This window comes from Streptomyces sp. NPDC058812 (genome assembly GCF_042744565.1).
Classification (GTDB): domain Bacteria; phylum Actinomycetota; class Actinomycetes; order Streptomycetales; family Streptomycetaceae; genus Streptomyces; species Streptomyces thinghirensis.
This window is the reverse complement of record NZ_JBHYOB010000009.1, coordinates 190,142-202,670: the sequence shown is the minus strand read 5'-3', so window position 1 is coordinate 202,670 and position 12,529 is coordinate 190,142. Positions and strand designations below refer to the sequence as shown.

Annotated in this window: 12 protein-coding genes; all 12 read right to left on the bottom strand. The window is 71.2% G+C overall.

Annotated features, from left to right (window positions below):
* Positions 1-82: 82 nt before the first annotated feature.
* The gene (locus ACFW48_RS20635) at positions 83-1,063 is read right to left on the bottom strand and encodes a hypothetical protein (protein ID WP_055417933.1); all 981 of its coding nucleotides are present in this window, start codon (positions 1,061-1,063) and stop codon (positions 83-85) included.
* 114 nt (positions 1,064-1,177) lie between these two features.
* Positions 1,178-2,404 carry an HD-GYP domain-containing protein gene (locus tag ACFW48_RS20630; protein ID WP_386316578.1) on the bottom strand — a complete coding sequence of 409 codons (1,227 nt, stop codon included), beginning with the start codon at positions 2,402-2,404 and terminating at the stop codon, positions 1,178-1,180.
* Positions 2,405-2,758: 354 nt separating this feature from the next.
* Positions 2,759-4,084: an HD-GYP domain-containing protein gene (locus ACFW48_RS20625; RefSeq protein WP_386316576.1), complete on the bottom strand. Its 1,326-nt coding sequence runs from the start codon at positions 4,082-4,084 to the stop codon at positions 2,759-2,761.
* 139 nt (positions 4,085-4,223) lie between these two features.
* Positions 4,224-4,535: a mycothiol system anti-sigma-R factor gene (gene rsrA / locus ACFW48_RS20620; RefSeq protein ID WP_386316574.1), complete on the bottom strand. Its 312-nt coding sequence runs from the start codon at positions 4,533-4,535 to the stop codon at positions 4,224-4,226.
* The gene (sigR, locus tag ACFW48_RS20615; protein ID WP_003973756.1) at positions 4,532-5,215 is read right to left on the bottom strand and encodes an RNA polymerase sigma factor SigR; all 684 of its coding nucleotides are present in this window, start codon (positions 5,213-5,215) and stop codon (positions 4,532-4,534) included. The genes rsrA and sigR overlap by 4 nt, the downstream gene beginning before the upstream one ends.
* A gap of 257 nt (positions 5,216-5,472) precedes the next feature.
* Entirely contained in the window at positions 5,473-6,099 is a 627-nt protein-coding gene (locus ACFW48_RS20610) for an alpha/beta family hydrolase (RefSeq protein WP_386316853.1), read from the bottom strand.
* Between the two features lie 70 nt (positions 6,100-6,169).
* Entirely contained in the window at positions 6,170-6,985 is an 816-nt protein-coding gene (locus tag ACFW48_RS20605) for an SOS response-associated peptidase (RefSeq protein WP_386316572.1), read from the bottom strand.
* Positions 6,986-7,142: 157 nt separating this feature from the next.
* Positions 7,143-7,280: a hypothetical protein gene (locus ACFW48_RS20600; RefSeq protein WP_386316570.1), complete on the bottom strand. Its 138-nt coding sequence runs from the start codon at positions 7,278-7,280 to the stop codon at positions 7,143-7,145.
* 385 nt (positions 7,281-7,665) lie between these two features.
* The gene (locus tag ACFW48_RS20595) at positions 7,666-8,517 is read right to left on the bottom strand and encodes a hypothetical protein (protein WP_386316568.1); all 852 of its coding nucleotides are present in this window, start codon (positions 8,515-8,517) and stop codon (positions 7,666-7,668) included.
* Positions 8,514-9,722: an acetyl-CoA C-acetyltransferase gene (locus ACFW48_RS20590; RefSeq protein WP_386316566.1), complete on the bottom strand. Its 1,209-nt coding sequence runs from the start codon at positions 9,720-9,722 to the stop codon at positions 8,514-8,516. The genes ACFW48_RS20595 and ACFW48_RS20590 overlap by 4 nt, the downstream gene beginning before the upstream one ends.
* 52 nt (positions 9,723-9,774) lie before the next feature.
* Positions 9,775-11,199, bottom strand: coding sequence for an MFS transporter (locus ACFW48_RS20585; protein WP_386316564.1), 1,425 nt, complete (start codon positions 11,197-11,199; stop codon positions 9,775-9,777).
* Between the two features lie 12 nt (positions 11,200-11,211).
* On the bottom strand, positions 11,212-12,519 hold the full coding sequence (locus ACFW48_RS20580) for a hypothetical protein (RefSeq protein ID WP_386316562.1): 1,308 nt from the start codon (positions 12,517-12,519) through the stop codon (positions 11,212-11,214).
* Between the last annotated feature and the right edge of the window lie 10 nt (positions 12,520-12,529).

The window sequence follows — 12,529 nt, the reverse complement described above, 5'->3', positions numbered from 1 at the left end:
ACAACTAAGGGTGATGCGACTTAAGGGGTGACGCTGATGGCGACCGCTGCCGCGGAGGCCCCGGTAAAGACTACGGGGCCGCTCAGCAGACCTCTTCCAGGTCCCGCCAGTCCCGGGAGTCGGGACTGTCGGCGACCCACCCGTCCAGCAGCCCCTTCACCAGCGCGGCCGGCGCGGCCACCCCGCACTCCCGCTCCGGCACCCACAGCTGACCGTCGGTGCGGTGGCCGAGTGGCCCTGGGTGTCCGGGTTCGCTGTGGTCGTGCGGGTCGAGGTGCTCGCCCTCGCCCTCGTCGGACGGCATCCGTGACTCCGAGCACATCCGGCACAGCAGCCGGACCGACGACGACCAGTCCTCGGCGGCGAACCCGGCGTCCGCGGCGAGCTGCTCCAGGGCGTCCCGGTCGGACTCGGTGGCGGCCTCCAGGAGGACCACCCAGGTGGGTACGGGCGACGGCGCCCACAGCTCGATCTCGTCGAAGACGGGATAGGCGTGCCCTGCGGTGGTGGTCCTCTCCCCGTGCGGCACCCCGTCGTGCAGGACGACCTCGCCCCAGCGGCGGCCGGAGGACGGCAGCGGGATGGACAGCACCTCGATGCGGGCGGGGTCCAGCCGCCGCCCCCACACGACCTCGGCCTCCCCCTCCGGGGACAGCCGTACGGCCGCGCTGCCGAGGTCCATGCCGAGCGGCTCACCGGCGTCCGTCGCGTCCCCCGGGGTGCGCAGTCCGTAGGCCTGCCAGGCCCGGCGGGCCAGCGGCCAGTCCTGGAGGGCGGTCGCGGCGATGCCGACGTTCCACCAGTCGGGTGCGCCGATGTCCCGGTCGAGCAGCGCCACCGCCCTCAGCCCCGCCGCCCTGGCCTGCTCCCAGTCATGCCGGAACTTGTGCAGCAGGGCGAGGTTGAACCACGACTCCGACAGCCAGGGTTCCAGGTCGGCGGCGCGCGTCAGCAGCGCGCCCGCGTCCTCGTAGCGACCGTCGCCGATCAGCGTGAACGCGCGGTCGGTGGCCTGCCGCCAGGAGGCGGAGGGCCGGTGCCGTCCCTTGCCGAAGATCCTCACGATTCCCGCCTGCCAGTTCCGTTCTGTGGGCTGGCTGTGCCTTCCCGCGCCCCCGGACACCTTCTCCTTCGCATCCAACCACGTACGGCTGGAAGGGCGCTCATTACCCATGGGTTACCCAGCCGCGGGCGAGGTAAGGCTGCCGCGTGAAAGCACCCGGGCCAGTGCTTCCACGACGTCGGGAGCGTAGTCGCCCGCGGTGGCCAGGCGCAGCTCCTCCAGTGCCGTGAGGCCGCCGCCGGGCCCGGCGTCCCTGGCCTTCTCCTCGTAGGCGTTCACGGCCCGTACGATCCGCGCGGCGACCGGCTGCTCCCGGCAGGGGTCGGCCTGCCGCTCCACCACCACCGCGACGGCCGCGTCGACCCCGGTCTGGCGGACGACGGCCCCGCCGAGCAGCGCGATCCGCCGTTGCTCGGCGGCGGGCAGACCGGCGGTGGCCCCGGCCGGGACCGGGTCGACCAGGCTCAGCTGGCCGATGTCGTGCATGAGGGCCGCGTACTCCAGCACGGTCAGCTCGGCCCCGGACAGCCCCAGCTCCCTCCCGACGGCACCGCTGAGTTCGGCGACGCGGCGGGCGTGCCCGGCCGGGGTGTACCCGGCGATCTCGGTCGCGCGGGCCAGGGAGGCGATGGTCTGCCGGTAGGTGGCCCGGACGGCCGCGTACCGCCGGTAGGAAAGCTGGGTGAGCAGCAGCGGCACGCAGAACACGGGGAGCGCCCACAGTCCCGCGACGGCCACCGCGAGCGCCATCACCGCCCCGGTCGCGCACACCGCGGACGTGATCCCGACCATGCCGCGCAGTTCCTCGCGCAGCAGTGGACCGAAGGGCCACCCGGTGCGGGCGTGCGCGGGTGCCGCGGCGAGCACGGCGTCGCACAGCGCGGTCAGGGCGAGCAGCGCGATCAGCAGCAGCGCGTAGGCGGGGCCGCTCCAGTCGCGAAAGACGCCCTGGTTGGACAGCGGCTGGAAGCACACGGCGGCGAAGGCGACGGTGAGCACGCGCCGCGCCAGATGGTCCAGCACGGGCCCGCCGCCGCGCGCGATGTACGGCACGCTGCCGAGCAGCGAGGCGGCGAGCACGACGGTGACGGTCTGGGCGACGCCGTGCTGCGTGGGCTGCCCGGCGACGTCCCCGAGCAGCGCGTAGGCCAGCGCCCCGGCGGCCCCGAGCGGCGCGGCCTCCCGGGCTTCGGCCCCGGCCCGCCGGATGACCTCACCGAGGGCGACGAGGACGCCGAAGGCGAGCGCGACGGGCCGCTCGGTCAACCCCGACCACAACACGGCGGCGAGACAGACGAGCGCGAGGAGCCCCGCGCCGACGGGGATCAGGAGAAGGGCCACCGGGGACCGGGACGTGGACCGTGGCCCGGCCTGGAGAAGGAGCCAGGGCTGGGGCTGGTATCGGGGCCGAGATTGGTACTGGGGCTGGGACGGGGACTCGGGCCGGGGCTGGGGCTGGGGCTGGGACTGGGACTGGTAGGACGTCATGGTGCTCCCCCGCCGTCGTGGTCACGCGGTACCTCGCCGCGGCCGGCCCTCGGCGCCGGCCTCCGCCGGTCGTGGCCCTTGCCCGTGCCCGCGCCTGCGGGAACGACGGCACCTGGCCCGGTCACGGTCGGCATTCCGTCGGCCACCGCCCCCGACCGCCGACGGCGCTCCGGGCGCAGGCGCCGTCCCCCGACTGCGCCCACCCCGTCATGACGCTCCCCTTCCGGCGCTGTCCCACGCGCCCTCGCCCCGGCCCGGGGCCACGCCGGCGGGAACGACCGGCGTGGCGTCCGCCGTCACCGCCGGACGCCAGCCGTGGCGTCCCAGGGAGCGGACCAGCGCTCGGACCATCCGTGGGTCGAACTGCGTCCCGGCGCACCGCTGGAGCTCCTCCACCGCCGCCGCGACGGGACGGGCCCTGCTGTAGGACCGCGTGGACGTCATCGCGTCGAAGGCGTCGGCGACGGCCACCACCCGGGCCGACTCCGGGATCCGGTCGCCGACCAGCCCGTAGGGGTAGCCGCTGCCGTCCAGCCGTTCGTGGTGGTGGAGGACGGCGGCCCGGGCCTCGCCCAGGAAGCGGATGCCGCGCACCATCTCGTGCCCGTACTCGGGGTGCAGTTCGATCACCCGGCGCTCCTCGGGCGTCAGCGGCCCGTCCTTGCGCAGCAGCCGGGTGGGCACCCCGAGCTTGCCGACGTCGTGCAGGATGCCGGCGAAGCGGAGGGTCTCCACGCGCTCGTCGTCCATGCCCAGCTCGCGGGCGATCATCATCGAGGCCTGGCCCACCCGCTCGCTGTGCCCGCGCGTGTAGCCGTCCTTGATGTCGACGGCCTGGACCAGCGCGCGGATGGTCGCCTGGTGCGCGGCCCGCTCCCGGTGGTACTGGGCGAACGCCCACCACGCCACGCACATCGGCAGCAGCACGAGCAGCGCGGCGACGGGACCGTACGGGCTGCGCCACAGGACGGCCATCATCAGCCCGGCGAGCCCGTGCACGGCGATCGGCGCGAGCGATCCGGAGAACAGCCCCCGCCACGCCCGTCCGGCCGGCACGCGGTCGGCGAGCGCCAGGATGCCGCCGTCCAGCAGGGTCAGTACCAGGCAGAAGGCCAGTACCGCGGCCCCCGCCGGCACGAGCGCGTACGGGAAGTCGGACGCGACGACCGCGTCCCGCCCGCCGCACCCCCAGTGGACCCGCGCGGCGGCCCACACGGCGAGCGTCAGCTGCGCGGCCCGCCAGACGCGCCGCAGGGCGAAGGGCCGCTGCGCCACCGGGGACAGCAGGGCCCCGGGCAGCGCCACGAGCGCGGCGGCGGGCGGCGGCAGCAGGAAGGCCCCGGCGAGCAGTACGGGATAGCAGGTCCCGACGAAGCGGGAGCGGGCGACCAGTTCGGAGCCCGCGTACAGCCCGGCGAGGAGCAGCACGGCCCACCATGGCGTACGCACCTGGGGCAGGGGGCCCAGGCAGACCAGGGCGGCGAGGACGACACCGGCGACGTACGCGTGTGCCCGCGCCGGTACCGCGTCCATGTGCCCCTCCCCCGGCCATGCCTGTCAGGCTCCGGAGCCTAGGACGGCGGCAGGGGGAACGCGGGCAGATAACCCGCGGATTAGCACGTACGGGTGACGTCAGGACTCGTGCGGAGTCCAGGACTCCTGCGGAGTCGCGTCAGGACTCCTGCGGAGTCGGCGGCGCGGCCGTGACGTCGTGCTCGGGCACGGACTGCCCGGAGCGGATCAGGTCGATCCGGCCCATGACCTTGGAACGCAGGTCTCCCGGCACGTCGTCCTGTCCGCAGCACCGCTTGACCAGCTTCTTGACGGCCTGCTCCAGCCCGTACTTCTCCAGGCAGGGCGAGCACTCCTCGAAGTGGTGCTCGAACTTCACGCAGTCCGAGTCCGGCATCTCCTTGTCGAGGAACTCGTAGAGATGATCGAGGATTTCGCTGCAATCCGTCTCGTGCGGCTCTCCGCAGCTCATGAGCCCGAGCCTTTCGCTTCGTTCGACTCTCCGGCGCCGGCCGGGACCAGGCCGCGGTCGCGGGCGTAGTCCTCCAGCATGCCGCGCAGCTGACGGCGTCCACGGTGCAGCCGGGACATCACCGTACCGATGGGTGTCCCCATGATGTCGGCGATCTCCTTGTAGGCAAAGCCCTCTACATCGGCCAGATACACGGCGATGCGGAACTCCTCGGGGATCGCCTGGAGCGCCTGCTTCACGTCCGAGTCGGGCAGGTGGTCGAGCGCCTGCGACTCCGCGGAGCGCAGACCCGTCGACATGTGCGACTCGGCGCGCGCCAGCTGCCAGTCCTCGATCTCCTCGGCCGCGCTGCGCTGGGGTTCGCGCTGCTTCTTGCGGTACGAGTTGATGAAGGTGTTGGTGAGGATGCGGTACAGCCACGCCTTGAGGTTGGTGCCCTCACGGAACTGGTGGAAGGACGCGTACGCCTTGGCGTAGGTCTCCTGCACCAGGTCCTCGGCATCGGCCGGATTACGCGTCATGCGCAGCGCGGCCGAGTACATCTGGTCGAGGAACTCGAGCGCGTCCCGCTCGAAGCGCGCGCTGCGCTCCGCGGTCGACTCCGCGCCCGTGCCCCGGCCCTCGGGCTGCTCCGCCTGGCCGTGTTCGGTCCCTGCGTCGGTCCCAGTGACCGGACCCACCTCCTCCAGTGTTGTCGTGAGACCGAGACCGGCCCCACTCGAATCGGAGGATAGACGACGATCCGGTCCGCCCGCCGCCCGAATAGGGGCGGTCTTCGCCGCGTGCAGCACCGTCCAGTCCAGGTCGGCGCGGCTGCTGCGACTCGGGCAGAAGGCTGAACCCATGCGGCGGACTTCCTCTCCTACGGCGTCGGTGCTGATTCTCAGCAACGTATGTCCGCCACAACAGTGGGCGCACGCCGGTCATTCCCGGGCGTTCACCCGAGTGAGCCGACCCACTTCACGACACCTTCGGTGATCAGGTCCAGGGCCTGTTCCTGCGTGGTCTGCGCCCGCTTGGGCACGGCGAAGCCGTGGTCGCCGTGCGGGACCTCGATCAGGTCGTACGTCCCTTCGGGGAACTCCTGGGGCCTGCCGAACGGGTCGTTGCCGCCCTGTACGACGAGGGTGGGCACGCCGGCCCCGAGCAACTCGTCGGCACGGGACTTCTCCGGCTTGCCGGGTGGGTGCAGCGGGAAGCCGAGGGCGAGGACGGCGTGGGCGCCCAGTTCGCCGGCGGTGCGGCAGGCGACCCGGGCACCGGCGCTCCGGCCGCCCGAGATCACCGGCAGCCCCGGCGCGGCGAGCGCGGGCCAGATGCCCCGCCAGCCGACGTCCAGCGTCTTCGGCGCGGGCGCCAGCTTCTTGCCGGCCACCCGCCACGGCTGCTCGACGAGGGCGACGCTCACACCGTGGGCGGGCAGTGCGGCCGCCAGCGCCCGCAGGTCGCGGGCCTCGATGCCGCCGCCGGCACCGTGGCTCACGGCGAGGACGAAGCGGGGCTTCTTCGCCGGGTGCCAGGTGACGCGGGCGGGGCCCGCTTCCGTCTCGACGACCTCTGTCACGACCTCTGTCACGCCCGTTGTCGCATCTGTTGTCGCATCCGTTGTCGCATCCGTTGTCGCATCCGTCACATCAGAAGAGTGTGCCCTCTTCCGGTCCGTCCAGCTCCTTCAGCAGCTCCGGTCCGTTGTTGCGGACGCTGCTCACGGCCGTGGAGACGGGGAACGCCCGCATCAGTCCGGCGGGCGGCGGCGCCAGCAGCGAGGTCAGCTCGTCGGGGTCGGTGCGCGCCGGGTCGAGCCAGTCGTCCCAGCGGTCCGGTGTCAGCATCAGCGGCATCCGCGGGTGGATGTCGGCCAGGGCGTGCGGACCGTCGGCCGGGGCGACGGCGAGAGGCGTGGTCTCCGCCTCCGTGGTGATCACCGAGCACGTGACCCACCAGGACCGCGGGTGGTCGTCCGGCAGTGTCTTGTCCCGCCAGAACTCGTACAGCCCCGCCATGGCGAACACGGACCCGTCGGCAGGGGTCACGAAGTACGGCTGCTTGCGGGGCCGCTTCTTGCGCCCCTCGACCTCCAGGTCGCGTTCCTGCTTGCCGGTGACCCACTCGTAGTAGCCGTCGGCGGGCAGGATGCAGCGCCGGGTGGTGAACGCACGCCGGAAGGACGGCTTCTCGTGGACGGTCTCCGCGCGCGCGTTGATCATCCGGGCGCCGCCCTCGGGCGTCTTGGACCAGGAGGGGACGAGCCCCCACTTGAGCTTGCGCAGCTGGCGGACCGGCTTCGGGTCCTCGACGTCTTTCAGGGGACGGTCCAGGACGGCGTAGACCTCCTTCGTGGGAGCCACGTTGTAGTCGGGCTCCAGAGTCTCCTCCGGCTCCCACTTCTCGATCTCAAAGATTCCCGCGAGATCCTCGGGTCGACGACTCGCCGCATACCGTCCGCACATATGTAACCACCCCTCCGAACAGCGAAAACGCCGATTCACGCCGCCTTAGTCAGCACCAGTCAGCACGGTGCCGGGTGAGCGCCAGCTCCATCACCTTCACTGCCCGTCCCGTGGCGTCCGGGGTGAGGTGCCCGTAGGTGTCCGCCTTCTCCTCACCTTACGGAAGGGAGACGAGTAGTCCGAGGTGGCCACCAGGACCCCGGTGAGCGGTGGGCCTGCCGCAGTCGCCCAGGGCGTCGTCGAAGAAGATGCCCGCCAGGCCCGAGGAGCCGCACCAGGCGTACCAGTTGGCCACGGGGCGTTGATCTGCGCGGTCCACGCGGCGATGCCGGCCTTGGACCCGGCCTGGTGGATCCGCGTCCAGAAGCCGGTGCCTGCCGTGCTCGAGGGGCTGAAGTGCGCGGGTACGGCGAGATGCTGGTCACCGGCCGCCGCGACCACGACGGCCCCGGTGCGGCGGGCTCTCGTGGCCGCCGTCCGTCCGCGATGACGCGACCGTATGCGCGCGAACGATCGGACGAAGGACAACCCGATCTCCTCACCATCATGGACACGTCACGTCATGAAGGCGTTCTGACCGGGATCGTCCCCGCGCCGCGATCGATCCACGTTTCGAGTACCGCGGCGGCGGCCTCACCCGCCCCACCGGCGCGAGCGGACGGCGTGGCCAGAACGGCGCATCAGGCCTCGCTGCCCGCGAGCAGGGTGAAGAGTGGCGCCAGGCCGGAGCCGCGGACCGAACTCGCCAGAGGGGCGAGTTCCGCACAGATCTTGTCCACGCCCTCCTCGCCCAGCACGGACAGGCCCCCTGACCAGGACAGCTCGTCCGTCTGTTGCTCCACCTTGTCGCGCAGTTCCCGGCCCGCGGTGGTGAGGGCACCGGAATCGGCGTCCAGCAGGCCACGGGCGACCAGCGCCTCGGCCGCCTCGGACCACTCCTCCGGTGTCCAGCCCCGCAGCTCGCGCATCATCTCGTGCTGACCGAGGTCGGCGACGAGCATGTGATGGGCCTGGAGCCCGGTGACGCCGGCGGCGACCCAGGCGGCCAGATGCCCGTCGCCGCGATGTTCCCGTACCGTGCTGGCGAGCTGCCACAGTGCCGCGACCGGGTCGTCCGGGAGCGGGAGAGCGGCATTGGCGGCACCGAGCGGGCGTCCGGTCGTCTCGAGCGCCGACGGCAGTCCGGCCAGCCGCGCGACCAGTGGCCCGGCGATCTCGCCGGTGACGCCGGCCTCCCGGAGCAGCTCGCCCGCAAGGGCGTTCCGGCGCTCGACGCACGTCGCCGGCGGTACCAGCGCCCACGCGGCGGGGATGGACTTGCCCACCATCTCCGGCGCGAAGCCGCCGAACGTGGCGACCACCGTCGCGGCCTCCACCGCGCCGAGCGGAGCCGAGCGGAAGGCGAGCATGGTCATCCAGAATCCCCGGAGGCCGAGTTCCTTCCCGGCTGCCCGGGTGCGCTCCACCGACAGCGCCGGCTGGTAGAGCGTCTCCAGGCTGTGCCAGAGCCGCCGTGCCGGGTGCGCGCTCATGCGTCCACCGCTTCCGGGACGCGGATGATCAGGCCGGAACCCTGGCCGCCGCCACCGCACAGCGCCGCGGCACCGACGCCGCCACCGCGGCGCCTGAGCTCGAGCGCGAGCGTGAGCACCAGGCGGGCACCGGACATGCCGAGCGGGTGCCCCAGCGCGATGGCGCCGCCGTTGACGTTGACCCTCGCCTCGATGTCCTCGTCACTGAGCCCGAGTTCACGCGCGGAGTGCAGGCCGACCGCCGCGAACGCCTCGTTGATCTCGATGAGGTCCAGGTCGTCGACCGACAGGTTCTCCTTGCCCAGCGCATGCCTGATCGCGTTGGACGGCTGCGACAGCAGGGAGTTGTCCGGACCGGCCACGTTGCCGTGGGCGCCGATCTCGGCCAGCCACTCGAGGCCGAGCTCCTCGGCCTTGGCCTTGCTCATCACGACAACCGCGCATGCGCCGTCGGAGATCTGCGAGGCGGAAGCGGCGGTGATGGTGCCGTCCGCGCCGAACGCGGGACGGAGCTTCGCCAGTCCCTCGGCCGTGGTGTCCGGCCGCACGCCCTCGTCGGTGCCGACCACGACCGGATCGCCCTTGCGCTGCGGGACCTCGACCGGCACGATCTCCTCGGCGAAGCGGCCGCTGCTGATCGCGGCGGCGGCGCGCCGGTGCGAGCGCGCCGAGAACGCGTCCTGGTCCTCGCGGGAGATGCCGGCCTTCGCGCTGTGCAGGTCGGTCAGGGCACCCATGAGGACCTGGTCAAAGGGGTCGGTGAGACCGTCGTGCGCCGTGACGTCCACCATCTCGATCGGCCCGTACTTGGTGCCGGAGCGGGAGCCGGGCAGAACGTGCGGGGCATTGGTCATCGACTCCATGCCGCCCGCGACCACGATGTCGAACTCGCCCAGGCGGATCTGCTGGTCGGCCAGGGCGATCGCGTCCAGACTCGACAGACACACCTTGTTGACGGTCAGGGACGGCACACTCATCGGGATGCCGGCCTGGACCGCGGACTGGCGCGATGGAATCTGCCCCTGACCGGCCTGCAGCGCCTGCCCCATGATCACGTACTGCACGGCCTCCGGCGCGAGGCCCACGCGATCGAGCGCCGCCTTGATCGCCAGGCCTCCGAGGTCAACCCCGGAGAAGTCCTTCAGCGAGCCCAGTAGTCGGCCCATCGGCGTACGCACTCCACCGACGATGACAGAGCCTGACATGTTTCTCCCACCTCAACGACGACTGATGTCTTCTGATTCTCGGACCTGGCGATCAGCTGGTCGACCCCTTGGGGGTGTCGTTCGCGTGGGGCAGGCCCAGCGCGATCAGGGCTCCGAGCACCCCTGTGGCGGCCATCACGAGTGCGGTGACGAAGCCGGCGTGCGGCGCGTCGGACGGCGTGTGCATGAGGTTCAGGAGCACCGAGCCGAAGACCCCGACGCCGATGACCTGGCCGAGCTGCATCACCGTGGACATCACGCCGCTGGCGTCCGCCGCATTGGCCGGTGGGACTTTCCGGAGCGCGATGGCGAACAGCGGGCTGAACGCCGTCCCCATGCCGAGGCCGAAGAGCAGGAGGCAGATCTCCATCCAGACGGAGAGGCGACCGGCGTCCATGGCGAAGGCGAGACCGATCAGCGCCGGCATGGTGAGCAACAGACCTGCCGAGGGCAGCAGACGATGCCATCTCGCGGGCAGCTTGCCCCAGTTCAGGCTGGCGAAGCCGAAGGCGCACGCAGCGGGCAGGAACACCAGCCCTGCGACCAGCGCGCCATGGCCCAGGCCACGCTGCACGAAGAGCGCGGTCAGGAAGAGGATGCCGCCGTAGTTCGCTGTCGCGGCGAGCAGAGCCAGCGCGCCTGCGGCCAAGCCGGGCGCGCGCAGCAGCTCGCCGGGGACCAGCGGTGAACCGCCGGTCCGGCTCGACCGGCCTTCGACCAGGACAAAGGCCAGCGTGAAGAGCACGCACAACACCAGACTCACCCACGTCCACGCGGGCCAGCCCAGCTCGGGCCCGAGGACCAGCGGCAGTACCAGCGCGATCACGGCGAGGGACAGCATGGCCAGGCCAGGCAGGTCGAGCTTGCGGGACGGATTGCCGGGGTCCTTGGGCAGCGTGCGCGCTCCGACGATCAGCATCACCAGACCGACGGGCACGTTGACCAGGAACACCGGCCGCCATCCGCTGCCGAAGATGTCGGCACTGACCAGAACACCACCGGCGATCTGGCCGACGATCGCGCCGCCGGCGATCACCGTGGCGTAGGCGCTGAGCGCCTTGGCCCGAGCGGTGCCCGCGAAATTCAGCTGGATGAGGCTGAGCACCTGCGGCACCATCAACGCGGCCCCGGCACCCTGCACCAGCCGGAAGACGATCAGTGCCACAGGCGTCCATGCCAAGCCGCAGGCGAGCGACGCCGCCGTGAAGACGGCGGCACCGACGAGAAACATCCTTCTGCGGCCGGCGAGGTCGCCGAGCCGCGCTCCGGTGATCAGCAGCACGGCGTAGCTGATGATGTAGCCGCCGACGACGAGCTGCAGCTCGGCGCCGCTGGCGTGCAGGTCGGTGCCGATACTCGGCGCCGCCACGTTGGCGATGGCGACGTCGAGGATCGCGATGAACACCCCGGTCAGCAGAACGCCGAGCAGTCCGCGCGACGAGGTCCCGGCACGCGCGACCACCGTGTTGTTCGGCATGCCGCGTCCCCCCTACTGCGCGAGCGCTTGGAGGCGCTGCTTCGCGCCCTCGGGCAGGACGTACTCGCCGTCTCGTTCGATTTTGTCGTACAGCCGCTCCACGCGCTCGTAGTGAGCGTCGAGGTTCTGGTCCAGCAGGTGGTACTCGGACTTGTTGTACACGCCGAACTGAAGGTCGGTCATCAGACCGAACGGGTTGATGTGTTCGGTGTTCCGGGTGCCGAACACGAGGTACAGGAACTCGTCGATGCCCTCGTAACCCAGCGTGGACAGCAGGAAGTCGATGGAGTCCCGTTTGCGGCTGATCTGGTAGTCGCGTTCGTCCGGGTCGACGATGAAGTCGAGGCCGCTGGACATGCCCTGCGGGTAGTGCACCTTGTTGAAGCAGCGGAAGTCGATCGTCAGCCGGTCCTTCGGCGAACCGGGCAGCGTGCCGTCGCCGTGGGCCCGGTAGTTGTCGAAGACCAGCGCGTCACCGACCCGCGAGTCGCAGTAGTAGCCGGGAGACGGCGTGTCGGCGTACCGCTTCTCCCAGTACTTGGCCATCAGGAAGTCGCGCACGGTCGGCAGGTCGATCTCGGAGAGCTTGCCCTCCAGGAACAGGTAGAGGGCCTTGTCGACGGCGGCCTTCTCCTCCTTATCCACACCGTGTTCCATGATCTTCTCGTACACGAACTGCAAATTCGGCGCCTCGACCTCGGCCTCCTCGAAGATCACGAAGGGCTGCCGGTCGAGCGGGGTCGGCGTCACCGCAGTGTGGAAGCTGCGGTACTCGGTCGGGAAGCCGAGCCGCTTCTTCACCAGCGAGGGGATCTGCAGCGCGATGCCGCTGGCCGAGTGGGTGCCGTAGGAGCGCTTGCCCGCAGTGACCACGAAGGCATTGACCACCGCGGTCTCAACCTCGGGGAAGTGCTTGTGAACGATCTCCTGGTTCAGGTCGTAGAAGCGTTTGGCCGACGGTATGAACAGCACACAGTTCTCGAACATCGTCGACAGCGGGAAGTAGCTGCCGATCGACGCCTCGGCGAAACTCTCCTGGATGACGGCCTGGCACCGCAGCTGTCTGGCCAGGTTGTCGGCGAGGCCGTCGTCGAGGTTCATCTGCTCGACCACGGTGGGGGTCGTGTCCGGATAGAAGCAGCTGGGGTTGAGGCTGCGTTTCGGCGGCAGCCGCGACTCCACCTCCCCGGCGTCGACCGGGTACTTGTCCAGAACCGGCATCAACTTCTCGGCGTGCGCGCCGGCGGACGTGTGCAGGTACGTGCCGCTGGGCTGGTAGGTACCCGTCACGGCGGGCTCCTGGTCGGATGGTGCGCTCATGCCGTCCCAC

What these genes read in the sequence shown, in the direction of transcription:
- ACFW48_RS20625 (WP_386316576.1), bottom strand. Translation starts at nt 4,084, where the DNA reads ATGGACGCGGTACCGGCGCGGGCACACGCGTACGTCGCCGGTGTCGTC.
- rsrA (WP_386316574.1), bottom strand. Translation starts at nt 4,535, where the DNA reads ATGAGCTGCGGAGAGCCGCACGAGACGGATTGCAGCGAAATCCTCGAT.
- ACFW48_RS20605 (WP_386316572.1), bottom strand. Translation starts at nt 6,985, where the DNA reads ATGTGCGGACGGTATGCGGCGAGTCGTCGACCCGAGGATCTCGCGGGA.
- ACFW48_RS20595 (WP_386316568.1), bottom strand. Translation starts at nt 8,517, where the DNA reads ATGAGCGCGCACCCGGCACGGCGGCTCTGGCACAGCCTGGAGACGCTC.
- ACFW48_RS20590 (WP_386316566.1), bottom strand. Translation starts at nt 9,722, where the DNA reads ATGTCAGGCTCTGTCATCGTCGGTGGAGTGCGTACGCCGATGGGCCGA.
- ACFW48_RS20585 (WP_386316564.1), bottom strand. Translation starts at nt 11,199, where the DNA reads ATGCCGAACAACACGGTGGTCGCGCGTGCCGGGACCTCGTCGCGCGGA.
- ACFW48_RS20580 (WP_386316562.1), bottom strand. Translation starts at nt 12,519, where the DNA reads ATGAGCGCACCATCCGACCAGGAGCCCGCCGTGACGGGTACCTACCAG.